Source organism: Streptomyces sp. NPDC050509 (assembly GCF_044457965.1).
Classification (GTDB): domain Bacteria; phylum Actinomycetota; class Actinomycetes; order Streptomycetales; family Streptomycetaceae; genus Streptomyces.
This window is the reverse complement of sequence record NZ_JBITHL010000012.1, coordinates 77,124-102,486: the sequence shown is the minus strand read 5'-3', so window position 1 is coordinate 102,486 and position 25,363 is coordinate 77,124. Positions and strand designations below refer to the sequence as shown.

At 70.1% G+C, this 25,363-nt stretch carries 26 protein-coding genes and 1 pseudogene; 14 read left to right on the top strand and 13 right to left on the bottom strand.

Annotation, left to right across the window (positions count from 1 at the left end; all coding sequences use genetic code 11):
- Positions 1–53 precede the first annotated feature (53 nt).
- The 4 genes from ACIBJC_RS30660 to ACIBJC_RS30645 all read left to right on the top strand — a co-directional run bounded on the left by ACIBJC_RS30660 (position 54) and on the right by ACIBJC_RS30645 (position 2,682).
- A complete protein-coding gene (locus ACIBJC_RS30660) occupies positions 54–395 on the top strand; it encodes a hypothetical protein (RefSeq protein ID WP_399298029.1) in 342 nt (113 codons plus the stop codon).
- A 119-nt stretch (positions 396–514) separates the two neighbouring features.
- A complete protein-coding gene (locus tag ACIBJC_RS30655; protein WP_399298027.1) occupies positions 515–751 on the top strand; it encodes a hypothetical protein in 237 nt (78 codons plus the stop codon).
- Between the two features lie 142 nt (positions 752–893).
- Positions 894–1,553: a DsbA family oxidoreductase gene (locus tag ACIBJC_RS30650; RefSeq protein ID WP_399298025.1), complete on the top strand. Its 660-nt coding sequence runs from the start codon at positions 894–896 to the stop codon at positions 1,551–1,553.
- A gap of 70 nt (positions 1,554–1,623) precedes the next feature.
- Positions 1,624–2,682 carry an aminotransferase class V-fold PLP-dependent enzyme gene (locus tag ACIBJC_RS30645; protein WP_399298023.1) on the top strand — a complete coding sequence of 353 codons (1,059 nt, stop codon included), beginning with the start codon at positions 1,624–1,626 and terminating at the stop codon, positions 2,680–2,682.
- 13 nt (positions 2,683–2,695) lie between these two features.
- Here the strand turns inward: ACIBJC_RS30645 and ACIBJC_RS30640 are convergent, their stop codons facing one another.
- From ACIBJC_RS30640 to ACIBJC_RS30620, 5 genes are all read right to left on the bottom strand, one after another.
- Complete coding sequence (locus ACIBJC_RS30640; RefSeq protein WP_399298021.1) at positions 2,696–3,550, bottom strand: amino acid ABC transporter ATP-binding protein; 855 nt, start codon at positions 3,548–3,550, stop codon at positions 2,696–2,698.
- Complete coding sequence (locus ACIBJC_RS30635; protein ID WP_399298019.1) at positions 3,547–4,578, bottom strand: amino acid ABC transporter permease; 1,032 nt, start codon at positions 4,576–4,578, stop codon at positions 3,547–3,549. Before ACIBJC_RS30635 ends, ACIBJC_RS30640 begins: the two co-directional genes overlap by 4 nt.
- Positions 4,579–4,602: 24 nt before the next feature.
- The gene (locus tag ACIBJC_RS30630; protein WP_399298017.1) at positions 4,603–5,535 is read right to left on the bottom strand and encodes an ABC transporter substrate-binding protein; all 933 of its coding nucleotides are present in this window, start codon (positions 5,533–5,535) and stop codon (positions 4,603–4,605) included.
- A 62-nt stretch (positions 5,536–5,597) separates the two neighbouring features.
- Positions 5,598–6,404, bottom strand: coding sequence for a deaminated glutathione amidase (locus ACIBJC_RS30625; protein ID WP_399298015.1), 807 nt, complete (start codon positions 6,402–6,404; stop codon positions 5,598–5,600).
- A gap of 39 nt (positions 6,405–6,443) precedes the next feature.
- Entirely contained in the window at positions 6,444–7,412 is a 969-nt protein-coding gene (locus ACIBJC_RS30620) for a hypothetical protein (RefSeq protein ID WP_399298013.1), read from the bottom strand.
- Between the two features lie 164 nt (positions 7,413–7,576).
- Here ACIBJC_RS30620 and ACIBJC_RS30615 point away from each other — a divergent pair, with 164 nt between their 5' ends.
- Complete coding sequence (locus ACIBJC_RS30615) at positions 7,577–8,980, top strand: aminotransferase class I/II-fold pyridoxal phosphate-dependent enzyme (RefSeq protein ID WP_399298011.1); 1,404 nt, start codon at positions 7,577–7,579, stop codon at positions 8,978–8,980.
- A 125-nt stretch (positions 8,981–9,105) separates the two neighbouring features.
- Positions 9,106–10,170, top strand: a complete 1,065-nt coding sequence (locus tag ACIBJC_RS30610) for an alkene reductase (RefSeq protein ID WP_399298009.1) — start codon at positions 9,106–9,108, stop codon at positions 10,168–10,170.
- Positions 10,171–10,310: 140 nt separating this feature from the next.
- Here the strand turns inward: ACIBJC_RS30610 and thpD are convergent, their stop codons facing one another.
- The 5 genes from thpD to ACIBJC_RS30585 all read right to left on the bottom strand — a co-directional run bounded on the left by thpD (position 10,311) and on the right by ACIBJC_RS30585 (position 15,228).
- Complete coding sequence (thpD, locus tag ACIBJC_RS30605; protein WP_399298007.1) at positions 10,311–11,213, bottom strand: ectoine hydroxylase; 903 nt, start codon at positions 11,211–11,213, stop codon at positions 10,311–10,313.
- 2 nt (positions 11,214–11,215) lie between these two features.
- A complete protein-coding gene (locus ACIBJC_RS30600) occupies positions 11,216–11,614 on the bottom strand; it encodes an ectoine synthase (protein WP_329826210.1) in 399 nt (132 codons plus the stop codon).
- A 158-nt stretch (positions 11,615–11,772) separates the two neighbouring features.
- The gene (ectB, locus tag ACIBJC_RS30595; RefSeq protein ID WP_399298004.1) at positions 11,773–13,041 is read right to left on the bottom strand and encodes a diaminobutyrate--2-oxoglutarate transaminase; all 1,269 of its coding nucleotides are present in this window, start codon (positions 13,039–13,041) and stop codon (positions 11,773–11,775) included.
- A gap of 160 nt (positions 13,042–13,201) precedes the next feature.
- Positions 13,202–13,741 (bottom strand): diaminobutyrate acetyltransferase, encoded by a 540-nt coding sequence (ectA, locus tag ACIBJC_RS30590; protein ID WP_399298002.1) that lies wholly within the window; start codon positions 13,739–13,741, stop codon positions 13,202–13,204.
- 329 nt (positions 13,742–14,070) lie between these two features.
- Entirely contained in the window at positions 14,071–15,228 is a 1,158-nt protein-coding gene (locus ACIBJC_RS30585; protein WP_399298000.1) for a pyridoxal-phosphate-dependent aminotransferase family protein, read from the bottom strand.
- Positions 15,229–15,309: 81 nt separating this feature from the next.
- Here ACIBJC_RS30585 and ACIBJC_RS30580 point away from each other — a divergent pair, with 81 nt between their 5' ends.
- The 3 genes from ACIBJC_RS30580 to ACIBJC_RS30570 all read left to right on the top strand — a co-directional run bounded on the left by ACIBJC_RS30580 (position 15,310) and on the right by ACIBJC_RS30570 (position 18,054).
- Entirely contained in the window at positions 15,310–16,401 is a 1,092-nt protein-coding gene (locus tag ACIBJC_RS30580) for an amidohydrolase family protein (protein ID WP_399297998.1), read from the top strand.
- A 223-nt stretch (positions 16,402–16,624) separates the two neighbouring features.
- The gene (locus ACIBJC_RS30575; RefSeq protein WP_399297996.1) at positions 16,625–17,584 is read left to right on the top strand and encodes a helix-turn-helix domain-containing protein; all 960 of its coding nucleotides are present in this window, start codon (positions 16,625–16,627) and stop codon (positions 17,582–17,584) included.
- 8 nt (positions 17,585–17,592) lie between these two features.
- The gene (locus ACIBJC_RS30570) at positions 17,593–18,054 is read left to right on the top strand and encodes a cupin domain-containing protein (protein WP_195888700.1); all 462 of its coding nucleotides are present in this window, start codon (positions 17,593–17,595) and stop codon (positions 18,052–18,054) included.
- A gap of 103 nt (positions 18,055–18,157) precedes the next feature.
- On the opposite strand, the gene ACIBJC_RS30565 is transcribed toward ACIBJC_RS30570, so the two are convergent.
- Positions 18,158–19,099: a hypothetical protein gene (locus ACIBJC_RS30565; RefSeq protein ID WP_399297994.1), complete on the bottom strand. Its 942-nt coding sequence runs from the start codon at positions 19,097–19,099 to the stop codon at positions 18,158–18,160.
- A 186-nt stretch (positions 19,100–19,285) separates the two neighbouring features.
- On the opposite strand from ACIBJC_RS30565, the gene ACIBJC_RS30560 reads away from it, so the two are divergent.
- On the top strand, positions 19,286–19,720 hold the full coding sequence (locus tag ACIBJC_RS30560; RefSeq protein WP_399297992.1) for a pyridoxamine 5'-phosphate oxidase family protein: 435 nt from the start codon (positions 19,286–19,288) through the stop codon (positions 19,718–19,720).
- Positions 19,721–19,864: 144 nt separating this feature from the next.
- Here the strand turns inward: ACIBJC_RS30560 and ACIBJC_RS30555 are convergent.
- Both ACIBJC_RS30555 and ACIBJC_RS30550 read right to left on the bottom strand, forming a co-directional pair.
- Positions 19,865–20,403 (bottom strand): annotated as a pseudogene (locus tag ACIBJC_RS30555) (GNAT family N-acetyltransferase).
- The gene (locus ACIBJC_RS30550; protein WP_399297990.1) at positions 20,400–21,677 is read right to left on the bottom strand and encodes an XRE family transcriptional regulator; all 1,278 of its coding nucleotides are present in this window, start codon (positions 21,675–21,677) and stop codon (positions 20,400–20,402) included. The pseudogene ACIBJC_RS30555 and the gene ACIBJC_RS30550 overlap by 4 nt, the downstream one beginning before the upstream one ends.
- A gap of 233 nt (positions 21,678–21,910) precedes the next feature.
- On the opposite strand from ACIBJC_RS30550, the gene ACIBJC_RS30545 reads away from it, so the two are divergent.
- The 4 genes from ACIBJC_RS30545 to ACIBJC_RS30530 all read left to right on the top strand — a co-directional run bounded on the left by ACIBJC_RS30545 (position 21,911) and on the right by ACIBJC_RS30530 (position 25,221).
- Positions 21,911–22,357: an ATP-binding protein gene (locus ACIBJC_RS30545; RefSeq protein ID WP_399297988.1), complete on the top strand. Its 447-nt coding sequence runs from the start codon at positions 21,911–21,913 to the stop codon at positions 22,355–22,357.
- Between the two features lie 505 nt (positions 22,358–22,862).
- Complete coding sequence (locus tag ACIBJC_RS30540) at positions 22,863–24,017, top strand: hypothetical protein (RefSeq protein ID WP_399297986.1); 1,155 nt, start codon at positions 22,863–22,865, stop codon at positions 24,015–24,017.
- Positions 24,014–24,616 carry an exonuclease domain-containing protein gene (locus tag ACIBJC_RS30535; protein WP_399297984.1) on the top strand — a complete coding sequence of 201 codons (603 nt, stop codon included), beginning with the start codon at positions 24,014–24,016 and terminating at the stop codon, positions 24,614–24,616. The genes ACIBJC_RS30540 and ACIBJC_RS30535 overlap by 4 nt, the downstream gene beginning before the upstream one ends.
- Positions 24,613–25,221 (top strand): AAA family ATPase, encoded by a 609-nt coding sequence (locus tag ACIBJC_RS30530; protein WP_399297982.1) that lies wholly within the window; start codon positions 24,613–24,615, stop codon positions 25,219–25,221. Before ACIBJC_RS30535 ends, ACIBJC_RS30530 begins: the two co-directional genes overlap by 4 nt.
- Positions 25,222–25,363 lie beyond the last annotated feature (142 nt).

The window sequence follows — 25,363 nt, the reverse complement described above, 5'->3', positions numbered from 1 at the left end:
CCGGGAAGCGTCGTGCAGCCTCAAGGCCCCGCACGACAAAGGAGTTCCCCCGCATGCGTCTGCGCACCACCCTGGCCGCCGCCGTCGGCGCCCTCACCCTGCTCGTCGCCCTCCCGGGGCCGGCCTCGGCCGCCGAGGGCACCTTCCGCTACGTCTACACGGACATCGCGGGCCACCCCCGCCCCGGCGAGCTGGTGAACCCGGAGAGCTGGACGTGCATCACGATCCCGGAGGCGGCCGGGGAGTACGTACCGCCCGCCCACTCGCCGCGCAACGGCACCACCTCCCCCGCGCGGGTCTTCACGGGACCGGACTGCGACGGCGAGCACTACACGCTGCGCCCCGGCGGTTCCGCGTCCGAACGGCTCAAGCTGCGCTCCGTCATCTTCTTCTGACCCCTCCGGCGCCGCTGACCCCGGCGTCCCGGAAACGCCCCGTCCGGCCCGCTGCGCCGGACGGGGCATTTCCGTCCCGGCTCGGTTCCCCGGTCATGGCGCAGGTCAGGAGATACACCATGGACTACGAAATGCGCGCGGAGTACCAGGAGGGCGCCTCGCCCCATGACCCCGAACCCCGGTTCTTCGTCTGGCACATGACACGCGACGGCGAGACGACCGCGCTCTGCGGACGCGACCTCGACCCGGCCGCCGCCACGCAGTCCGCCGACCTGTGGGGCACCCCCACCGGACAGCCGCTCTGCCACGGCTGCGGCGCCTTCTACATCCACCAGGTCCCCCACCACATGCTGTGAGGCAATGACCGCGAGGGAATGAGACACCGACCGGGCGGCGTTGCCCAGGGTACGGAGGGTGCCTCCGTACCGGCAGAGCGGCGTCGCCTCACCCGTAAGGGGCGCGATCGCGGCGAACGTGACCCTGGAGGGAATCAGACACATGCGTGTGGAGATATGGAGCGACATCGCGTGTCCCTGGTGCTACATCGGCAAGGCCCGGTTCGAGAAGGGGCTGGCCGGTTTCGCGCACCGTGACGAGGTCGAGGTCGTGCACCGGTCCTTCGAGCTGGACCCCCGGCTGACCAAGGGGGAGACCGGGACGGTCATCGACATGCTCGCGGCCAAGACGGGGCGCACCCGTGCGGAGGCCCGCGAGATGGAGGAGCACGTCGCCTCCAACGCCCGCTCCGAGGGGCTCGGTTACCGCGTCGACGGCCGTGACTACGGCAGCACCTTCGACATCCACCGGGTGCTCCATCTCGCCAAGGTCCGTGGCCGCCAGGACACGCTCCTCGACCTCGTCTACCGGGCCAACTTCGCCGAGGAGCGCTCCGTCTTCGACGTGGACACGCTGGTCGGACTCGCGGTCGAGGCGGGCCTTGAGGACGCAGAGGTGCGCGGGGTGCTCGCCGATCCCGACGCGTACGCCGCCGAGGTACGGGCCGACCAGCGCGAGGCCGCTGAGCTGGGCGCGAGCGGGGTGCCGTTCTTCGTGCTCGACCGGCGGTACGGCGTCTCCGGGGGCCAGCCGGCCGAGGTTTTCACGCAGGCGCTGGAGCAGGCGTGGGACAGCCGTACGCAGGCCGGGGCCGGTGCGTGAGCAACGCTGGGGTCCACCCTTCAGCAACGCGTGATTGACCGGGGGACGGCGGGCTTGCAGGGTGGAGCGCATGGAGACTCTGGTGAGTGACGAGTTCGCGCCGGACATGACGTATCTGAACACCGCCACCTGCGGTCTGCTGCCCCGCCGGTCCGTCGCCGCGGTCCAGGCGCTGGCCGAGGCCAACGCGACCGGGCGGGGCGGGGACGGGCCGGGGAGTTTCGAGGTCCTGGACGCGGCCCGCGCCTCCTTCGCCCGCCTCGCCGGGGTCCCGGCCGACCGGGTCGCCGCCGGCGGTTCGGTCTCCGTACACATCGGGGTGATCGCCGCCTCGCTGCCGCCCGGCGCCGAAGTCCTGCTGCCCGAGGGTGAGTTCAGCTCGCTCCCGACGCCCTTCGCGGTCCGGGGCGACCTCCGGCCGCGGTACGTCCCGCTGGACCGGCTGGCCGAGGAGATACGGCCGGAGACCGCGCTCGTCGCCTTCTCCGCCGTCCAGTCCGCGGATGGCAGGCTCGCCGATCTGCCGGCGGTACGGTCGGCCGCCGCGGCGCACGGCGCCCGTACGCTGCTGGACGCCAGCCAGTCGGCCGGCTGGCTGCCGCTGGAGGCGGGGGCGTACGACTGCACCGTCACCGCCGGCTACAAGTTCCTGTGCTGCCCGCGCGGTACGTCCTTCCTCACCGTGACCGAGGAGGCGCAGGAGCGGCTGGTGCCGATCCACGCGAGCTGGGGCGCGGGCGAGGACCGCTGGGGGAGCGTCTACGGGCCCGTGGGGGAGCTGGCCCACTCGGCGCGCCGCTTCGACGAGTCGCCGTCCTTCCTCTCGTACTACGGCGCCGAACGGTCCCTCGCCCTCCTGGAGGAGATCGGCGTCGGCCGGATCCACGCCCACGCCACCGCCCTCGCCGCCCGCTTCCGCAAAGGGCTGACCTCCCTCGGCCACGAACCGGTGGACGCCGGGGAGTCCGCCATCGTCTGCGTACCGGGGCTGGACCACCGCCACGCCGAGCTCCGGCGGGCCCGGGTGGCGGTCGCGGTCCGCGCCGGGTCGCTGCGGGCCGCCTTCCACCTGTACAACACCACCGCGGACGTGGACCGGGCGCTGGAGGTGCTCGCCGAGGCCCCCTGAATTCGGAGCCGGGTCAGAGGAAGCGGGAGAGGAACGCCCTGGTCCGCGGGTTGGACGGGCGGTCCAGTACCTCTTCGGGAGTGCCGCTCTCCAGCACCCGGCCGCCGTCCATGAACACCACCCGGTCGGCCACCTCCCGGGCGAAGCCGATCTCGTGCGTCACCACGAGCATGGTGAGCCCGTCGCGCGCCAGATCACGCATCGTGGCCAGGACCTCGCCGACGAGTTCCGGGTCCAGGGCGCTGGTCGGCTCGTCGAAGAGCATCAGCTTCGGCCGCATCGCCAGGGCGCGGGCGATGGCCACCCGCTGCTGCTGGCCGCCGGACAACTGGCGCGGGTAGGCATCGGCCTTGTCGGAGAGGCCCACCCGCTCCAGCAGGGCCAGCGCCGTCTTCCGCGCCTCCGCCTTCGGCGTCCGGAGCACCCCCACCGGGGCCTCCGTGACGTTCCCCAGGATCGTCAGGTGCGGGAAGAGGTTGAAGTGCTGGAAGACCATGCCGATGTCGCGGCGCTGCCGGGTCACCTCGCCGGGGCGCAGATGGTGGACCCGGCTGCCGGAACGGCGGTGGCCGATCAGTTGGCCGCCGACATGGACGGACCCCGAGTCGATCCGCTCCAGGTGGTTGACGCACCGCAGGAACGTCGACTTGCCGGAACCGGACGGGCCCAGCAGCACCACCACCTCGCCCGCGTGGACGTCCAGGTCGATGCCGCGCAGCACCTCCAGGTGGCCGAACCGCTTGTGGATGTCCCGCGCCACGACGAGCGGTTGGTCGTGCGCATCGGTGGACGCGGCCTTCCCGGCCTTCCCGGGCTTCGTCAGGCTGCCCTTCGTCGAACTGTCCTTCGTCAGGCTGTCCTTCGTCATGGTGTCCTCTCCTCCTGCTCAGGGGCGAGGGGCGCCCCGGCGGTGGCGGTGCTCGCGGCACTCCGGCGCCGGAAGAAGGCGAAGTCCCAGAACCCCTGCGGGGCGTCACGGGTCGCCCCGCGCGCGTAGTACCGCTCGATGAACGACTGGCCGACGTACAGCACGGACGTCATCACCAGGTACCAGAGGCAGGCCACGATCAGCAGCGGGATGGTCTCGAAGGTGCGGTTGTAGATCGACTGCACGGTGTACAGCAGATCGGCCAGCGCGATGACGCTCACCAGTGAGGTGGCCTTCATCATGTTGATGACCTGGCTGCCGGTGGGCGGCACGATGAACCGCATCGCCTGGGGCAGGACGACCCGCCGCAGGATCCGCGCCCGGCCCATGCCGAGCGCCGCCGCGGCCTCCGACTGGCCCTGGTCGACACCGAGCAGTCCGCCGCGCACGATCTCCGCCATGTACGCGGCCTCGTTGAGCCCGAGGCCGAGGATGGCGGCGAGCAGCGGGGTGATGAGCGAGTTGGTCTGTCCGCTGACGAACTCGGGGCCGAACGGCACCCCGAAGGAGATCCTGGGCAGCAGCGCGGACAGGTTGTACCAGAACACGAGCTGGACCAGGACGGGGATGCCGCGGAAGAACCAGACGTACGCGCCGCAGACCGCGCTCAGCACCCGGTTCTCCGACATCCGGCCGACCGCGACGAGTACGCCGCCGACGATGCCGATGAGCATGGCCACCACGGTCAGTTCGACGGTCGTGGCGATGCCCTGGCCGATGACCTGGGCGCCGAAGTAGCTGCCGACCGTGGACCACTCGAAGTTGGTGTTGGTCACCAGGAAGTGCGTGAGCTGGGCGGCGAGGACCGCGAGGACCAGGACCGAGAGCCAGCGCAGGGGATGCCGGACCGGGGTGGCCCCGGCGACGTCCACGGTGGGGACCGGGCCGGAGCGGCTTCCGGAATCGGGGCCGGTTCCGGTACTGGTACCGGAACCGGTCATGGGCGGGGGAGCGTCAGTGGTGGCCATGATCGGCCCACCTCCTCACGGTGTTCAGGCGGCGCCGCCGAGGTTGACGCCGGGCTTGTCGATCTGGTTGGCGGACAGGCCCCACTTCTTCATGATCTGTCCGTAGGTGCCGTTGTCGATCAGCTTCCCGATCGCCTTCAGGAGTACGTCGCGCAGCGGCGAGTCCTTGGCGACGACGGCGCCCTGGTACAGGTCGCTGAACCCGTTGGCCTGACCGGTGCCGGTCAGTTCGAGGTCGCCCTTGGCCTGCGACACGAAGTACGTGAGCGGCGCCTGCGAGGAGAAGAACGCGTCGGCCCGTCCGGAGCGCACGGCCAGGATGGAGCCCGGCTGGTCCTTGTAGGACTGGATCTTCACGGCGGCCTTGCCGTCCTTGACGCACTTCTCGGACTGCGTCCTGATCACGCCTTCCGCCGAGCCGCCGCCCATGACCGCGATCCGCCGGCCGCAGGTGTCGTCGAGGGTGCCGAGGGAGCGCGGGTTCCCCTTGGGCACCGCGAAGACGACGAACTCCTTCACCCAGTCGACGAAGTCGTTGGCGCCCTGGCGTTCCTCGAAGTCACCGACGGGGCCGATCGCGAGGTCGTAGCGGCCCGCCTTGATGCCGGTCAGCTCGCTGGGCAGACCGTCGGCGGTGACGTGCTCGATCTTCACCCCGAGGAGCTGTTCGAGCGAGGTGGCGAGGTCGGCGGAGGCACCGGTGAGGCTGTGACCGTCCGAACCGGCTATCTCGTACGGCGGGAAGGAGCCGTTGTTGACGGAGACCAGCGTGCCGGACGTGCGGATCTTCTCCGGCAGCAGCGCGTGCAGCGCCTTGTCCTCGGTGAGCCGGGACCCGGCGGCCTCGGCCGTGGTTCCGGTGGTGGTGTCGGTGGCGCCCTCGGCCTGGGGTGGGTTGGCGCCGCAGCCCGTGAGGACCAGACAACAGGAGAGGGCGGTGGTGGCCAGCACGGCCACGCCCTGGCGACTCCTGGGGGTTTTCGGGCTCGTTGGGCGTTTCGGGGATCTCATCACTCGCATCAGTGCGCTCCGAGGGGAAGGACGGTGGGGTCGACGGCGAAGCGCCGGTTGGCCAGGACGGGCAGCGTGCGGCGGGCCGCCGCCGTCATGTCGGGGTCGGCCTCGGCCCAGGCCAGGCCGCGGACCGCGGCGAGCCGGGACCGTACGGTGCCGAGGGGGTCCACGATCAGGCTGTTGCCGATGTTGCGGGGCCCGCACTCCCCGCTCGCCGCGACCCAGCAGGTGTTGTCCAGGGCGCGCGCCGCGGTCATGACCTCCCAGTGCCGCTCCTTGGCCGGGCCGCGCACCCAGGCGGCGGGCAGGGCGAGCACCTCGGCGCCGGCGTCCACGAGCAGCCGGGCCAGCTCGGGGAAACGTACGTCGTAGCAGGTCATCAGGCCGACCTTGGTGCCCGCGACCTCGATGATCACCGGCGGCTCGTCCGCCGGGCGTACATGGGCGGACTCCTGGTCGCCGAAGGCGTCGTACAGGTGGATCTTGCGGTAGCGGGCGATCAGTTCCCCGTCGCGCAGCGCCACGAGCGTGTTGAACACGCGGCCGTCGTCGGACGGTTCGTGGATGCCGACGACGACGGTGGTACGGCCCCCCGCGGTGGCCGCGCGCAGCTCGGTGACGAACGGTCCGTCCAGCGGCTGGGCGACCTCACGGATGCGGTGACGGTCCTCGGTGAAGCGGGCCAGGACCCCTTCGGGGAGTACGAGCAGGTCCGCGCCGCCCCGTTCCGCCTCGGCGGTGAGTTCCTGGCAGGCGGCGAGGTTGTCCTTCCAGTCGGGGGTGGCGGCGAACTGTCCGACGGCGATACGCATGGTGTGGGCTTTCCGGAGTGGGTGGATGGGGCGGCGGGGTCAGCGGGCGGTGGCGAGCGCCGGGTCGGGGAAGACCACGCGGGGGTCGATCGGCTCCGGCCATATCCCCTGCGCGTACAGCTCCTCGCAGAAGGCCCGGGTCATCTCGGCGTTGGGATCGGTCCCGTACGGCATCCAGTCGTCGCCGAACACCCGTGCCGACTCGGTCAGTTCACGCAGCAGCCAGGGGGTGGTGTCGGTGAGCAGCCGGCGCCGCGCGACCCAGCGGAGCTTGGACCGCTCCAGTGCGGCGAGCAGCGCGGCGGGCAGCGTGGGGTGGGCCTCGACCGTCTCCTTCTTGAGCGTGACCAGATGGATCCCGGGGACGAATCCGGTGGTCTCCCAGTACGCGCGCTCCGCGGCCGGATGGTCGTCGAGGAGATGCCGGAAGCGGCTGGCGGAGGTGAAGAGTTCCGCCGGCATGAACGGGGTGAGGACCGCGTCCAGCCGGCCCGCGGCCAGCTCCTCCTCCAGCGAGTCGCCCTCGGCCAGGACCGAGACGTTCGACGGGAGGGGCCTGCTGCCCAGCCGGTCCTTTCCGGACTCCCCGGCGGTCAGGGGCCCCACCCGCCACTCCACCCCCGTCAGATCCACGCCCGCGCCGCGCAGCAGGGCGCGGGTCCAGGTGTTGCCGGAGTCGGGCCAGCCGGTGAGCCCGATCCGGGCCCCGGCGAGCTGGGCGAGGGTACGGACCGGGCTGTCCGCCCGTACCAGGACGCAGCGGTGGCGGAACCCCCGCATGATGAACGCGGGCAGCCCCACCAGCCGGTCGTCACCCGCCGCCCGCGCCTGCACATAGCGGCTGAACGAGGTCTCGCCGCCGTCGAGTCCCGGCTCGGCGAGTACGTCGGGGGTGACGTCCCGCGAGTCGACCCGGACCGTGAAACCCGCCACGTCCACCAGGCCGGAGGCCAGCGGTACGAGATGGTCCCAGTCACGCAGTCCCAGATGGATCACGGGAGATGACACAGCGGACGCTCCTTGCCTTTTGGTGCACTTGGCGCATGGTTCACAATCAAGCCGAACAAGCCGTATTCGGCCTGCGATGGCTGGAACACTATTGTTCAGCGATAGGTCAAACAAGATGTGGTTTGTGTCCGAACATAAATTTTCCGTGCCGTAATCTACGGAGCGTGTCGGCGAGGCGGGAGACGGAAACGGTGGACAAGGCATGGGCGGCGGGGCCGCAGGGCGCGGCCAGACTGGCCGGGCGCATCGTCGACCCCAGCGCGCGGGGGGTCGCGGCGGCCATGACCGACCTCATACGCTCCGGCGAACTGGCCCCGGGCAGCGCGCTGCCGACGGTGCGCGGCCTCGCCGTCGAACTGGGGGTCAGCCCCGGCACCGTCGCGGAGGCCTGGGCGGTCCTGCGCCGGCACCGGATGATCACGACGCTGGGCCGGCGCGGCAGCGTGGTCAGCGGACCGCCGAGCGTCCCGCACCCGGCCCGTTACGAACGGGTCGGCGACCTCGGCAGCCACCTCACCCTGGACCTCGCGGTCGCGGCCCCCGACCCGGCGCTGCTGCCCGAACTGGCGGACGCCCTGCTCGCCGGGGCGCGCACCCCGCAGCTCAACGACTACTCGCGTACGGCCATCACCGCCGGTCTGCTGGACGCCGTACGGGACACCTGGCCGTTCGAGGCGGAGGCGTGGACCGCGGTGGGCGGCGGGTACGAAGGGGTGCAACTGCTCTGCCAGGCGCTGATCGTGCCGGGGGACCGGGTCGCCGTGGAGGACCCGACGGCAGCGCGGCTGCTGGACATCCTGGAGGCGCTGGACGCGCAGATCGTGCCCGTGGCCTGCGACGCCGAGGGGCCGCTGCCCGGCTCCCTCGCCCAGGCGCTGGAGCGTCGGCCCGCGCTCTTCCTGCACCAGTCGCGGGCGCAGGCGCCCTGCGGCTGGACGGTCGGCGAGGAGCGCGCGGCGGCGCTGGCGAAGGTGCTGGAGACCGCCCCGAACGTCATGGTGCTGGAGGACGACGGCATCGGGCCGCTCGCCGCCGACCCGGTGGCCAGCATCGGCACCCACCTGCCCGGCCGTACGGTCCTGGTGCGCTCGTACTCCAAGGCGTACGGCCCCGACCTGCGCATCGCGGTGATCGGCGGGCCCCGGGAGGTGGTCGAACGGGCACGGGTGCTGCGGACGTTCGGTACGGGGTGGACCAGCCGGATCCTCCAGGACGCCCTCGCCCATCTCCTCACCGACGACGCGGCGACCCGGTGCGTACAGGCCGCCGCCCACCGCTACGACCTGCGGCGCGAAGGGCTCGCGGGGCGGCTCGCCCGGCGCGGTGTGCCCACCGCGAACCGGGACGGGCTGATGCTCTGGGTGCCCGTGGCGGACGAGGCGTCCGCGCTGGTCACCCTGGCCGCGCGGGGCGTCACCGTCTCACCCGGCAGCCGCTTCTGCGTCGCGTACGCCCTGCCCCATGTACGGATCGCCACCAGCAGGCTCACGGACGACGGGGCGGCGCTCGACGGGACGGCCGAGCTGATCGCCCTCGCCGCGATGGCGTCGACGGGCCGGCTGGACTGAGGAGTACCGGACCGAGGAATGAGCGGGGGCGAGTCGGGGTTGACTACCTGGTCGGCCACCGGACGCCGACCGTACGCCGGTGTTCCCCGCTTCGTCTACCGATGTCCTCATCGCCAGGAGATTCCATGACCACCGCTTTCGACCCGATCGACCTCTCGGGTACGCAGCTCGCCAACCGCGTCGCGCTGGCCCCGATGACCCGCAGCCGCGCCTTCGGCCCGGGGAACTCTCCCACCGCGTCGACGGTGGAGTACTACACGCAGCGCGCCTCCGCCGGGCTGCTGATCACCGAGGCGATCCAGCCCTCCGTCATCGGCCAGGGCTACCCGGACACCCCGGGGCTGCACAGCCAGGAGCAGATCGACGCCTGGCGGCAGGTCACCGACGCCGTGCACGCCGCGGGCGGCCGGATCTTCGCCCAGCTCATGCACGGCGGCCGGATCGGCCATCCTGATCTGCTCCCTGACGGCCTGGTGCCGGTCGGTGTCTCGCCCGTCGCCGCGCCCGGTCAGGTCTATCTGCACGGCGGCCCCAAGGACTACGTCACCCCGCGCGAACTGACCTCCGACGAGATACGCGCGACCGTCGCCGACTTCGTCTCCGCCGCCCGCAACGCGATCGAGGCGGGCTTCGACGGGGTCGAACTGCACGGCGCCAACGGCTATCTGATCCATCAGTTCCTCGCCCCCAACACCAATCTGCGCACCGACGAGTGGGGCGGTTCCGTCGAGGGCCGTATCCGCTTCGCCGTCGAGGTGACCCGCGCCGTCGCGGCCGAGATCGGGGCGGCGCGCACCGGGATCCGGATCTCGCCGGCCATCGGGCTGCTGGGCACCGAGGAGCCCGACCCGGAGCCGACGTACACCGCGCTCGTCCAGGAACTGGAGCCGCTCGGCCTCGGCTACCTCAGCCTGATCGAGAACACCCGCGAATTCGCCCAGACCGTGCGCAAGATCTACTCGGGGACGCTCGTCCTGACCGCCAGGACCGAGACCGGCACCGGCGCCGAGGCGCTGAAGGTGATCGAGGACGGGACGGCCGACCTGATCACCTTCGGGCGGCTCTTCCTCGCCAACCCCGATCTGCCGGCGCGGCTGAAGGCCGGCGGCCCGTACAACACCCCCGACCCGTCGACCTTCTTCGGCGGCGACGACCAGGGGTACATCGACTACCCGGCCCTGGAGAGCTGACCTTTCGGCGCGGGTACTACGGAACGAGGCGCGCAGCACGGAACGCGGCGCGGGCACCGCGGGACGAACGGAGGCGAGGGGCACGGGACCAGTCATGACGGCTGGTCCCGCACCCCTCGCCTCCGCGGATGCCGCAGGTGTCAGCGCACCGGGGTGAAGTCCCGCGCCCCGATGAACTCCGGACGCCGTATCGGCGCCGCGAACGGTTCGACAGCGGCGTTCTCCACGCTGTTGAACACGATGAAGACATTGCTGCGTGGGTACGGCGTGATGTTGTCGCCGGACCCGTGCATGCAGTTGCAGTCGAACCAGGTCGCGGAGCCGGCCTTGCCCGTGAAGAGCCGGATGCCGTGCTGGTCGGCGAGAGAGGTCAGCGCCTCGTTGGAGGGCGTACCGGCGCCCTGCATCTTCAGGGACTGCCGGTAGTTGTCCTTCGGCGTCTCGCCCGCGCAGCCCAGGAAGGTCCGGTGCGACCCGGGCATGATCATCAGGCCGCCGTTGGTGTCGTGGTTCTCGGTCAGCGCGATCGACACGGAGACGGTCCGCATGTTCGCCAGCCCGTCCTCCGCGTGCCACGTCTCGAAGTCCGAGTGCCAGTAGAAGCCGGAGGCGCCGAAGCCGGGCTTGACGTTGATCCGGGACTGGTGGACGTAGACGTCGGAACCGAGGATCTGCCGTGCGCGGCCCACCACCCGCTCGTCGCGCACGAGTCCGGCGAAGATCTCACTGATGCGGTGGATCTCGAAGACGGACCGTACGTCCTGGGACTTGGGCTCGATGATCGAGCGCTCGTCCGCACGTACCTCCGGGTCGGTGATCAGCCGTTCCAGTTCGGCGCGGTAGAGCGCCACCTCGTCCGGGCCGATGAGCTGGTCGACGGGGAGGAAACCGTCCCGTTCGAACCCCGCGAGGCCGGTCGGCGAGATCGGACCCGGCGCGTCCGGCGCGGACCACACGACGGGGTCCTGCCGCGGGGTGGTCACCTCGCCGAGACCGCGCGTCGGGTACAGGTCGGTCGTGTGCACGGGAGTGGTGGTGGTCATGGTCAGCCCTCCTCGGTCAGCAGTGGGTAGACGCCGTTCTCGTCATGGTCCTCCCGCCCGGTCACGGGGGGATTGAAGACGCAGACGCAGCGGAAGTCCGTCTTCGGCCGGAGCGTGTGGCGCTCGTGCCCGTCGAGCAGATACATCGTGCCGGGGGAGATCCAGTGGGTCTCCTTGGTCTCCTCGTCGGTGAGTTCGGCCTCGCCCTCCACACACAGGACGGCCTCGATGTGGTTGGCGTACCACATCGACGTCTCCGTACCCGCGTACAGGACGGTCTCATGCAGCGAGAAACCGACCTTCTCCTTGGCGAGCACGATGCGCTTGCTCTCCCAGGTGCCGGAGGCCGACCTCACATGCCGGTCGGTGTTCTCGATGTCCTTGAACGATCGAACGATCACGGTGCGTTGACGCCTTTCTCTCGACAGTCGTGCTCTCTGCTTGTTTCCGGTCCGTCCGTTCCGGCGGCCCGTGCGGGCCGCCGGAACGGACGGGGGCTCTGAGGTTTACGGGGCCCTGAGGTTTTCCGCGGCGAGCGGTCGGTTTCGGGGGCGAGCGGTCAGGAGGTGTCGCGGACCGCGCGGGCCACCGTCCGCAGCCCCTCGTCCAGCTCGTCGGCCGTGATGGTGAGCGGCGGCAGCAGCTTCACGACCTCGCTCTGCGGGCCCGAGGTCTCCAGCAGCAGCCCCAGCTCGAAGGCGCGGGCGCAGACCGCGGAGGCGCGGGTCTTGTCGGCGAACTCGACGCCCCAGACCAGACCACGGCCGCGGATGTCGGGTACGTCGCCGGTGGACTCGGCGCGGATCGCGTTGAGCGCGCGCTCGACCTGCTCACCGCGCGCGATGGTCTGCTTCTCCATCTGCCCGTCGGCCCAGTAGGTGTTCAGCGCGGCGGCGGCGGTGACGAAGGCCGGGTTGTTGCCCCGGAAGGTGCCGTTGTGCTCGCCGGGCTCCCAGATGTCCAGCTCGGGGCTGAAGAGGCAGAGCGACATGGGGAGCCCGTACCCGCTGATGGACTTCGACAGCGTGACGATGTCCGGCGTGATGCCCGCCTCCTCGAAGGAGAAGAAGGCGCCGGTACGGCCGCAGCCCATCTGGATGTCGTCGACGATCAGCAGCATGTCCTGGCGGTGGCAGAGGTCGGCCAGCGCGCGCAGCCACTCGGGGCGCGCGACATTGATGCCGCCCTCGCCCTGGATCGTCTCGACGATCACCGCGGCGGGCTTGTTCAGGCCGGAGCCCTGGTCCTCCAGCAGCCGCTCGAACCAGAGGAAGTCGGGCGTCTGCCCGTCCAGGTAGTGGTCGAACGGCATCGGGGTGCCGTGCACCAGCGGGATACCGGCCCCGGCGCGCTTGAACGCGTTGCCGGTGACGGCCAGCGACCCCAGCGACATGCCGTGGAAGGCGTTGGTGAAGGAGACGATCGACTCCCGGCCCTTCACCTTGCGGGCCAGCTTGAGGGCGGCCTCGACCGCGTTGGTGCCGGTCGGGCCGGGGAACATCACCTTGTACGGGAGGTCGCGCGGCCGGAGCACCACGTTCTGGAAGGACTCCAGGAAGGCGCGTTTCGCGGTCGTCGCCATGTCGAGGCCGTGGGTGATGCCGTCACGCTCGATGTAGTCGATCAGCGCCCGTTTCAGTACCGGGTTGTTGTGACCGTAGTTGAGTGAGCCGGCACCGGCGAAGAAGTCCAGGTAGCCATGGCCGTCCTCGTCGGTCAGACGGGCGCCCTGCGCGCGGTCGAACACGGCGGGCCAGCCGCGGCAGTAGCTGCGTACCTCGGATTCGAGGGTTTCGAAGACGCTCAGTGCGGGCGGGGTGATGGTCATGGGGATCTCCAGCCGATGGGAGGTGCGACAAGGAAGCTCGGGAGGCGTGCGCGTCACGTACGCCGGGCTTGGGTACAGGTGCGTGCCTGCTCGGACGGTGTGCGTACGGAGTGTTCGCGCGTACGGAGTGTTCGTGCGTACGGAGCAGGGTCGGACGGGCTCAGGGAGCGAGCGGTCCGATGCGGTACAGCACCTCGGGCTGGTGCACCCCGTCGGGGAACAGCCCGCCGTCGAAGAGGACCTCGCGCTCCAGCTCCGCGCCGTGGCGGGCCGCGTACGCGGTGAACAGACGGTCCGATGCGGTGTTGTCCGGGGTCACGGTGGTCTCTATGGCCGTGATGCCCAGTTCCTTGGCGGTCCGGACGGTCAGCTCGTCCAGCAGGGTGCCGGCGAGCCCGCGTCCGCGGTGGCTCGCGTCGACGGCCACCTGCCAGACGACCAGCGCCTCGGGGCGCTCGGGCCGGACGTACCCCGTGACGAAGGCGATCGGGACTCCTCCGTCGTCGCGGGCGACGAGGGAGGTCGCGGCGAAGTCACGGCACCAGAGCAGGTAGCTGTACGAGGAGTTGAGGTCCAGGACCTCGGAGTCGCGGGCGATGCGCCAGATCGCGGCCCCGTCCTCCACTCGTGGTGCGTCGATCGTCAGGGGTCGGTTGAATTCGCTTCGGGCGCCTGCAAGGTCTGCTTGTGCGGCGGTCATGGGAATTAAATTTACCGAGCGAATGAGGAAGATGCATCTTCGGCAGGGGTTGGGAGATATGTGTTTCTGTGTTATCGCGCGGGCGCGGACGCAGTGGCGAACCTCCCAAGGTTCGGTGTACTATGTCCGGAAATATTTGGGCAAATCGGCCGTCTTTGTGGGGTCGGTCACATGTCCGTAACGCTCGCGAGACCGGCCGGAATCGCTTCTGCGGCGCCTCGGAAACCCAGGTGTTTAGGTCAAAGGAAAGCGGGCAGAAGAATACGGGAAGCTGCGCTGAATAAAGCAGCTTCCCGTATTCGTTAATTCATCGCCTATTGGAGATTTCCTTAATTCTCGGACGGGTCCGTGCGATCCGTACGGGCCGGGGACTGCTCCGTACGGGTGGCGGCCCACGCCTCGTCGGCGGCCCGGGCGGCTCCCGCCGGGTCCACCGCCACGCCTGCGCCCGCCAGCACGGCCCCCAGCGCCGCGAGCGAGGAGCGCACCGCCTCGGGCGTCGCGTCAGCCCCGTAGTGGTTCACCCTGACCATCTCCGCGGCCAGCCCCCCACCACCCGCGACCAGCGGCAGCGACGGATCGGCGGCCAGCGCCTTCGCGACCAGCTCGCCGGCGTCCACCCCGGCGGGGGTACGCAGCGTCGTGGCGACCGGCGCGGCCTCCGCTGCCTCGTGGACGAACGGCGCCAGGCCGCCCCCCAGCGCCAGCGCGCCCGCCCTCGTGGCGGCAGCGGCGGCGGCGTGCCGCCCGGTCACCGCCGCCAGGCCCGACGCCTCGATCCGCTCCAGGCACGCCTCCAGCGCCAGCATCTCCAACTGGGCGGGGGCGTGCGGCAGCGCCGTACGGCCCGCGTCGATCCAGCGCTCCTTCCAGTCGAGCAGCGAGAGGTACGAGCGCCGGGGCGCCCGCGGATTGGCGGCGAAGCGTTCCCAGGCGCGCGGGGACACCGCGACCGCCGAGACCCCGGCCGGCCCGCCCATCGCCTTCTGCGCGCCGATCACGCACAGGTCCACGCCCCAGGCGTCGGTCAGCAGCGGCTCAGCGGCCACCGAGGCGACGGCGTCCAGCATGAAGAGCGCGCCGTGTGCCCGTACCACCTCGCCGATCGCGGCCACCGGGTTGGTGTTGCCGGTCGCCGCCTCCGCGTGCACCAGCGAGACGAAGTCGATCTCCGGACGGTCGGCGAGCGCCCGCTCGACCTGGGCGGCGGTCACCGCGGTGTGGAACGGCACCACCAGGTCCACGACCGTCGCGCCGCAGTCCCGCAGCCAGTTCCCGAAGGTCTGCCCGTACGGCCCCGTGACCACGTTCAGCGCGGTCGAGCCGGGCCCCGCGCCGCCTCGGATACACCCCTCCAGCGGGAGCAGGGCCTCGCCCTGGGTGATCACGACATCGTTCTCGGTGGCAAGGAGGGCGGCCACCCGGCGCTCCACGGAGGCGAAGCGTGCGGCGGTCAGCGGGGGCAGGTCCAGCAGGGGATGTGTCACGGCGGTGCTCTCTTCGGGGTGGCGGCGGAGGGGGGAATCCCTCGCGGTCGAGGGTACTCACGGCCTCGTACAGTGCTGCCCATGAGCGATCACGCGGTGCTGCGGGTGACGGGACGGGTGCTGGTGGGCCCCGAGGAGGTCAGGGACGAGCTGTGGGTGGTGGGCGGCAGAATCACCTTCGACCGGCCCGCCGGCGCCCGTGACGTCCGTACGGTCCACGGCTGGGCGCTGCCCGGACTCGTCGACGCCCACTGCCACGTCGGCCTCGACCACCACGGCGCGGTGGACGACGCGACCACCGAGAAGCAGGCGCGCGCCGACCGCGACGCGGGCGCCCTGCTGCTCAGGGACGCCGGATCGCCCGCGGACACCCGCTGGACCGACGACCGCGAGGACCTGCCGAAGATCATCAGGGCGGGCCGCCACATCGCCCGTACCCGCCGCTACATCCGCAACTACGCCCATGAGATCGAACCCGCCGACCTGGTGACCTACGTCGCCCGGGAGGCCCGGCGCGGCGACGGCTGGGTCAAGCTCGTCGGCGACTGGATCGACCGCGACGCGGGCGACCTGACCGCCTGCTGGCCCCGCGCCGAGGTCGAGGCGGCCATCGCCGAGGCCCACCGCCTCGGCGCCCGTGTCACGGCCCACTGTTTCGCGGAGGCAGCCCTGCGCGACCTGGTCGAGGCGGGCATCGACTGCGTCGAACACGCCACCGGCCTCACCGAGGACACCATCCCGCTCTTCGCGCAACGCGGCGTTGCGATCGTCCCGACACTCGTCAACATCGCGACGTTCCCGGCGCTCGCTGCGGGCGGCCAGGAGAAGTTCCCCCGCTGGTCGGCACATATGAACCGGCTGTACGAGCGCCGCTACGACACCGTGCGCGCGGCGTACGACGCGGGCATCCCGGTCTTCGTCGGCACCGACGCGGGCGGCGGCCTCGCCCACGGCCTGGTCGCCGGCGAGGTCGAGGAACTGACGAAGGCGGGCATCCCACCCCTGGAAGCCCTCTCCGCGACGACCTGGGGCGCCCGCACATGGCTCGGCCGCCCGTCCCTGGAGGAGGGCGCCCCGGGCGACCTCGTGGTGTACGACGAGGACCCGCGGGCGGACGTACGAGTGCTGGCGGCGCCGCGGCGGATCGTGCTGGACGGGCATGTGGTCGGCTGAGCTTGTTCTCCGCCCATTCTCTGCCCACCAGGATCTGCCAGGTCCACCGATGGGCTCGGCCCGGGGCGTGTCCCGTAGGTCGGCACGCAGCCGTAAAACGAGCCGTCCACCGCGTGCACCAGAGCCTGGTGGAGCAGATGCGGGCCGGCGCCGCTGTACCCCCCCCGCCCCCCCCCCGCCGAACACCGTGCCTGAGCAGGAGTGTCGCCATTACCATTGACCGGTGATCGGCAACCTTGAGTCGTTCCAGGACGAGCTGGCCGCCAGCGGGTTTCCGCCGCTGGTCAACAAGCTGGCCGGGGCCGGCTTCCGGGGCCGGATCGCCACCCGTGACCTCGGTCCGCTGCGGCTGGTCTCCCTCGACACGCCCGAGAGCGCCTGCATCGGGCGGGAGCGCGACGCCTCCGACGGCGAGAACCTGGCGGTCAAGGTGATGACCCGGGGCCGGACGCGGATCGAGCAAGGGCGCGGCGACGCCGAACTCGGGCCGACCGACCTGGTACTGCTCGATCCCACGCGTACGCTCCGGTTCGAGAGCACCGCCGCGGCGCACGTCACCATCCTGGTTCCGCGCCGGGAGCTTCGGATCCGGCCCGCGCAGATCGACCGGCTTGTCGGCGTACGCATCGACGGCAGCCACGGCCCGGGCGCTCTCGTCTCCGTGCTGGCCCGGGAGTCGGCGTGGTCGGCGACCGAGTTCCGCGAGGCGGAGGCGCTGCGGTCGGCGGCGGCCGTCGTCGAGCTGATCGCGGTCGCACTGGAGGCCCGGCTCGGCGACGAACAACCGGCCCCGGACGAGTGGCTGCGGAGCCGGATCGCCGGCTACATCGAGACCCGGCTGGCCGATCCCGATCTGTCCCCGCCCGGCATCGCCGCCGCCCACAACATCTCCGTACGTCGGCTGCACAAGCTGTTCGAGGACCAGCCGCTCACCGTCGCGGCCCTGATCCGCCGTCGCCGCCTGGAGCGCTGCCGGGCCGAGCTGACCGGAAGCGGACGTACGGTCACCGCCGTGGCCGCCCGGTGGGGATTCTCCGATCCCACCCATTTCAGCAAGCTCTTCAAGGCGACGTACGGCTACAACGCCCGTGCACTGGTGACCAGCAACCGTGCACAGACGACCAAGACGCGCACAGCCGGCCCGGACAAGGATGGTGGTGACCAAGGCAGGCAAGAGCACTAGGAGAAGTCGTGGCGAAGGTAAACATCGTCCGCCCCGGTGAGGGCGAGATCCTCGGCAGCGGGGCGCAGCAGATCCGCATCCTGGAGAACGGCGAGCACACCGACCACCGGCTGGGGTTCGCCGAGGTCACCATTCCGCCGGGCACCCCGAGCCCGTTGCAGCATCGCCACGCCCAGCATGACGAGGGCTTCTACGTGCTGGCGGGAACTTTCCGGTTCACCGTCGGCGAGGACCACTACGACGCCGGGCCGGGCACCTGGGTCATTGTGCCGACCGGGGCGCCGCACACGTTCGCCAACGTCGGCGACGAGAACGCGGTCATGCTGAACACCTTCACGCCGGACCTGTATGTGCAGTACTTCCGCGACTTCAAGGCCATGATCGATTCCGGGCAGCCGGTCAACGCCGAGACCATGCAACCGCTCTGGAAGAACTACGCCACCGAGATCTCGAACGAATACGCCTCGTGAAGCGCCTTCAATACGACCGCTACGGCGGCCCGGAGGTGATGCGGCTCGCTGAGTTCGAGTGAAGCGCTCACCCTGCCGAGCGAGGCACGCGGGAGAGGGTCGGCTACGAGTTCGCTGACACCAGCCGCGTACGAACGAGCGCTCGCAGCATTGCGGCGCCTGCCCCCACTGCTGCAAGGTGCAGGACCGCCGCGAGCGCGAGGTTTTCCGGCAGGGCCGCATCGGCCGGCTGTGCGACCGCCAGGTACAGGGTGAACGGAAGCTTCCAGCCGTTCCAGGCGAACAACGAGCCCGAGCCGAGCCAGCCGAGCACCATCGGGCCCCATCGGGGGACTCGTGCGGGCCGGCCTCGGACGGCAGCGCAGGTGGCGGCGGACGCCACGAAGGCCCAGAGCCCGAAGACGCCGGACAGCACATGCCAAGCGAGGCCCCGCTCGCCGCGGTGGGCGACCCCTGCGGTGCCGCCCAACGCCCAGTACAGCCAGACAAGACCGACTGCGGCGCCGACCACGGCCATCCATGGCAGCGCCCTTGGCGAGCCCTCTCCGCCGTCCCCGAGCCGACCCGCGAACGCGTCCGGCCAGCGCCGCCGCAGGTACGCGGGCAGGGCGATGGCCAGACCCAGCCCCATGCCTACAAACCCGATCTGAACCAGCGCGGCCTCCCAGGCCGGCATCGACGGGCCCGCGTCACTCCCGCTCTTCGGATCGCCGTCCTCCGAGCCCAGCAGCGAACTGAGAACGGCGTACGGCAACACCGGGACGAGGAACCCCGTCCCGACCCAAGCACAGAAAGCCAACGGCACTGCCGGTATGCGCATCCCCCACGGCCGCACCAGCGCGAGCGCCACCGCGATCCCGATCCCTGCCATACCGATCGTGGCGCTGTTGAGTACCACCCACTCCGCTGTGCCGAACCCGGTCCCGACCGGCAGCAGCCCCAAGAGCGAACCGACCACCCACGACACCTTGATCAGCAGGTAAGGCGTCAGCGCCAGCGCTGCCCCATACGCCGCGACCCGCCCGGCCCGATCCCATCGATCCACTTGAACTCCCCATTCAAGCAACGGAGTTCAAGTCTCATTCACCACCGCCCCCACGGGCGTCAACCGCCGGGCGTATCCATGTCATCACTCAGGAGGAGTGAGAGGCGGCCGACGGGAGCACGGAATTGATCATCCAGGCCGAAGGGCGGGGTGTTCGGCGGTGGTCAATGGAACGAGCATGGAGACGTGACGCCTCCTCCCTTTGACATTGACGCCTTCCTCGGTCAGCCGCTCACCGCGCGCATCGCTACCGACGGACCGAGCGTGCGGCCTGTGTGGTTTCTGTGGGAGGAGGGCGCCTTCTGGGTTCTGACCGGGCCGTGGACCAAGCTGTTTCACCGGGTGCGCGCGGATGCGCGGATCGTTCTGGTGGTGGATGTATGTGACATCACTACGGGGCTTGTCCGCCAGGTCATCGCCCGTGGCCGTGCCGAACTCGTTCCCTTCGACGTCCCGCGTGGGCGCCGCAAGTTGGTCCGTTATCTGGGCACGGATGAGTCCCGCTGGGATTCACGCTTCGTCCGCTACCTCCATGACGATCAACAGCGCGGCACGGTGTGGCTGCGGCTGACCCCCTCGTCCCTGACAGCCCACGATCTGAGCTATACGGCCACTTGCTGAGCTTGTTCTCTGCCCAACAGGATCTGCCTGGCTTGCCGATGGCCTTGAGGATCTTGAGGTGTCTGAGCGTCTTGCCTACGTCGTAGCGGGGCGCCCTGCGCTTGTTGAGGGGCACAGCCACGGAAGACTGAGTGGCTGTGCGCGTCAGCGGGCGGCGCGGATCATTACGGTGAGGAGTGGTGAGGCTGCCGAGGGTTGACTCTGCCCGATGCCTTCGAACCCCCACGAACGGTAGAGCGCGTGCACCTTCCCGTCACCGGCGGCCGGGTTGACCATGAGCGTGACGTACGGTTCCTCGCGCGTGGCGAGGAAGGCGTCAAAGATGCGCCGCGCGGTCCCCGTGCCACGCCACGCGGTACGTACACCGATCTCCTTCAGAGCCACGGCTGGACGCTCGGTGTACTCATCCGCCGGCATCGGTGTGGTGCGCTGCCAGTACCGGTCACCATGCTCGATCGTGTTGCCATACGCGTAGCCGACCGGGTGCCCGTCCGCGTAACCGAGGACGGCAATGAACCCCGGTTCGGCCCCGTGCCGGTCCAGACGCTCGCCGAATGCCGTGACCCGTTGTTAGGCAGGTGGACCATGAGGCGCGCACGTCGGCGTACACATCGAGGGGATCGCCGAAGACGGGGGCGAGGGCGGTGAACGTATGCAGACTCGATGGCGGGCGCCGCGGTTATGCGGTGGTCCTCCAGGTGGAGGCGTGTTCGGTCCAGGACCGTACGGCGGTGCTGCTCGGCGCGGTGGCGTGCAGTGCGGCTCCGAACTCCTGCAGCATGCGCGTCACCCGGGCGTGTTGGGTAGCGATGTCGGAGGGGACATCCATCGCCGTGGCGATGGCCAGTTCGACATCGCCTTGCCCGAGCTGGGCGGCGGCGAGCCGGGCGGTGTTGATGGCGCGGTCGCGCCGCATCTGAGGGCGGAGCAGTGTCAGGCTCCGGTGGGCATGCGTTTCGGCTTGTTCGAAGTTTCCGAGGCGGAAGTGCGCGGCGAGAGCGAGTGTTTCAAATTCTGCTCCGATGTGGACCGCAGCCATCCACAGCGGCCGAGCGAGATCCGGATCGGCGCGTTCGAGTGCGTCCTGGGCGCAGCCGAGGGAGCGCTCCACGGCTGCGGCGTTGTCGGTGAGGCCGTAGGTGGCGGCCTGGCGAGCATGTCCCAGGGACGCGAACAGGGGGTCACGGCGCGTGATGTGCAGATTGCGGGCGACATCGTTGGCGGCGAGCGCATCGGCAGGGCGCCCCATGTGCCGGTACATCGTCCCCGTGTGACTCCAGATGCGGAACTTGATCGCCTGGTCGCCGGACATCTCGGCGAGGGCCTGCGCTTCGCGCATGTGCCCCTTCGCGTCGTCGTAGCGGCGGCCGTCGATCGCCGCCCACATCGCCGAGGAGCGGAAAGACGCCGCACACGCGTACAGGCTGCTGCGTACGCGCTGGGTGGCACTGCCCGCGTTCTGAAGGTTCAGCGCCTCATCGGCAAGCGTGGCGGCCCGCTGCTCGATGCCGAGTTGTCCGCCGTGGCGGTGGTCACTGGCGATGACCTCGGTGAAGCGCGTCCGCAGACGGTCGACGTCGCTCATACCGATACGGCGGGGCGATGTGCCGGGCATCGCTGCCGCTGCGGCGGCGGCAGCGATGCCGCCGACGAGGGTACGGCGCTTCATGTCGGAGTCCTCCTGCGATGGGGCCGGTGTGAGCGAGGTCCGGCCCCGTGGAACGAACCCTAAAGCGATGGCGGGCAGGCCGGTGACGTCCTCAAGGGCCTTGCGGGTAGCTGATTTGGGCCACTTGACCCGGCCTGCTTTCCAGGACCGGATCGATGAGCCGTCCAGCCCGCCGGCCCGCCCGGTAAGTCGCTCAAGGGCCCCGTTCACGGCGTCGGCCAGGCTGTTGGAGCTATGCCCGTGCTCGGCCATCCATACCTCAAGAGCCGCATTACGCGTGGCTTCCATACCCGCACCGTAGCGTCACGATCTCCGTCCGTCATGTAAATGGGAAGTCAAATCACCCTAGGGCATTCCGCCGTCTAAGCCTCTGATCGCCCTAACTGTTCTGCTGCGAAGGGGAGTTGTCTGGTTACTGGCCGCCCGTAACAACGTGTGTGCGGCTGTTGACGGCCCGGCCCGCCCCTGAAGTCCCCCGAGGGGGCGAGCCGGGCGCCGAGACAACGACGAAGGCTCCAACAATGACGAGTCTCAGTAACCCGGTTCAGGCCGCTCCCGTCGGCCACCCCGCCTACAGCCAGACGTTTCCGTGCGAGCCGGAGACGGCCGAGGCCGGCCGCAGGCTCGTCCGTGACGCGCTCGCCGTATGGCACCTCGACGATCTCGCCGACCGCGCGGTGCTGATCATCTCGGAGCTGATCGCGAACGCCACCCGGCACACTCCGTGCCCCACGATCCGCCTGATGATCGGGCGGCCGAGCGCGAGACGGGTACGCATCGGAGTGGTGGACCGGGCGCCCTCGCGACTGCCGGTACTCAAACCTGCCTATGCCGACGACGAGTCCGGCCGCGGCCTGCTCCTCATCGACGCGATCGCCGACCTCTGGGGCTACGACCTCCATGGAAGCGGCAGGCGCGTATGGGGCAAAGAGGTCTGGGCGGAGATCCTTGTCGAGTCCGGACAGTGACCGGAGAGCCCGTGCTCCCGCCCCTGCCGGACCTGGCCCGGCTGAGGCCCCGGCAGCAGATGGCCATCGACTGCGCCCGGTGCGCTCGGCATTTGGGGATGTCCGGCCGTGTCCTGGGCGAAGTGCGCTACCGGGGACTGCCGTTCCGGCTGTGGATCTGCGAGGCCGGGTGCCCTCCAGACGCCCGTGGTGAGAAGTGACCGGCCATCAGCCCCGTAGGTGCCCTCGCCGGGCCCCTGAGCGTCACAACCCGCTGATGTGCGGCTGGGAAGTCTGGTGGCTGGTCGCGGACATGGCCGGACTGCTGACAGCTATTGCCCTGGCCCTGCTGGCCGAATAACTGCCGGTGGCCTCCCGGCTGTCCGGAGTCACAAGCCGGACCGTCGGGCGGTTCCAGCACAGAGCACGCCCCTGTTTCATCAGCTGTCCTACGGCTGCCCGCTGACCTGGAGAGATGATGCTTACAGCCCCGACCTGTCGCAGCGTTGAAGGCGCATACCTCACCTTGCTGCAACTGGCTTCGAACAACGCCGAGCACCACATCGCCGCCCGTGGAAACGACGCCCGCGAGGTGATCGGTGTCGGCTTCCGACTGCCCGACCCCCGTCAGAGGCTTCCTTACCTGGCCACACGCAAGGCCAACCCGGTCTTCCAGTTCGCCGAAGCGCTCTGGTACCTGGCCGGCCGCCGCGACCTGGAGATGATCGGCCACTATGCCCCGTCGATGCGGTCCAGTTCACCGGATGGGATCACCCTGGGCGGGTCCGCCTACGGTTACACCCTCTTCAACCCTGCCGACGGCGACACCGCCTCGCCGTTCGACCGTGTCCTGGAGCTGCTCCGTACGGAGACCGACAGCAAGCGCGGATACCTCCCCGTCTTCTCCGCCTCCGAGTTGGCGGTCAGTGACAACCCCGACATGGCGTGCCTGACCGTCCTGGTCACGCACTCGAACATCCAGAATCCGGCTGTCGAGCCGGTGGACAGCAACATCGCCGCCGAGAGCCTGCGAACCCTGTACGAGCACGCCGAGCGGTACCGGACTGTCCTGTACTGGCGGCCCATCGTGCCCGGCCTCAACGACTCCGACTCCGACATCGCACGCGCACGCGAACTGTCCCTGCATGCGCACGCCACTGTGTTCACCGGCCTGTTCTTCCGTGACGAGATCGCCGCGTACTACGAGGCACACGGCCTGACGATGCCGTACGAGGAGACGGCCCGGCGCAAGATCATGCCCGAGACCGCCGAGCAGCGGATACTCGACGCCTTCGAGCGGGACGACTCCTGGGGAGCCTTGTTCCGTAAGACCTCCTGCGGCGTGGCCTACGCCCAGGAAGAGGCCGACTACAACGGGCACTACGGCATCCGGGAACTGTGCGACATCTGTCCGCCGGAGCAGGTCGCGAAGTGTCGGGCCGCGTGGCTCAAGCCTGATCTGGCGAACGTCATCCGGGAGGCACGAGGTCTCGGCGCGACCGGTCCGATCGAGGTCAACGACCGTGCCATTGTCGTGGAGGGACTGGATGAGCCGCCGCGCTACTACCTTCAGCACGGCTTCGGCTTCCAGTGCCACGACCAAGCCAAGCCCCATCACCACCGCCGGCACGGCCGGGCCCCTATCGGCTGGAAGGCGGAGAACGGAAACACCGGCACATGAACTTCTCCTCATGGCCCCTGGTGCTCGTTGTCGATGTCGAGGGCAACGGCACCAACCCGCCCGACCTGGTCGAGGTCGCTGCCCTCCCCGTACGGGAAGGGCGCCCGGACACGGGCACAGCGGGGGCGTGGCTGACCAGGCCGCGCCGCCCCGTCACCCCGTTTGCCGCACGCGTCCACGGTCTGACCAACGAGCGGCTGGAGAAGGCGCCGGGCTGGGAGGCGATCGCCAACCAGGTCCATACGTTCCTGGGCGTCTCATGGATCTGCGCCCACAACGCGCACGTGGACTACAAGGTGCTCTCCGCGCACCTTCCCCAGTGGCAGCCGGCCGGAGTGCTCGACACTCTCCGGCTGGCCAGGGCCACCTATCCCGACCTCGCCAAGTACAGCCTCGACGTCCTGATCGAACACGCAGCGCCGGATCTGAGCGAAGCCCCCGCGCAACGTCACCGCGCAACCTTCGACGCCTACGCGACCGCACAACTCCTCATCGCCATGGCCAACCGCTACGAGAGCTGGGACCAACTCGTCGCCGCCGCCGTACCGCCCGGCCTGCCCGGAGCCCCTGAACCAGAACAGGAGCCCACCCTGTGGTGACCTCGCCTACTCTCATCCGTATCGGTGTGATGGGAGCCCATTCCACCGGCAAGACCCTGCTGATGCGCCGCATCGAGATGGAACTGCGCAGCCAGGGCATTCCGGTGGCCCGCACCGGCAAGCTCGGCCGGCGCGCCGCCCTCGTGCCGCTGCCCAAGATGCAGCACAACACCGTCGCCTCCGCCACGTGGGTCATCGCCACCGGCATCGCCGACGAGATCGCCGTCACAGCCCGACTGGAGGACGGCCCCGTACAGGTCGTGCTCGCCGACCGGGCGTGCTGGGACGCGCTCGCCTACTTCCGAGCCGCCCAGGAGTGGCGCCGGCAACCCGCCCCGCAGGCGGACCGCGAGGCGCCGCACCGGCTCGCCTCCGCCCACGGCCACACCTACGACCTTCTCCTGGCCACTGTCCTCGACCCGAGCCTCCCCGTGGAACGCAAGCATGACTACGACGCCCGCTACCGCACGCTGGTCGACCTCCACACCCATGATCTTCTACGCGAGGAGAACATCCGGTACGTCAGTGTCACCAGCGACCCCGCCAGCCAGGAGCTGGCCATCGAGCACGCCCTCCAGCTCTGCGCGACGCAGGCTCCGGCATGACCACCACTCCTCCCGAGCAGGCGGCTACGCTCCCGGGCCATGACTGACACGTCCCAACAGGGAGCGATGCGTGACGCCTCCGTCATCGTGGCCCGTGGCCCGGGACGGCATGGTCGCCGTCCTGGCCGCCGATTTCCCCCCG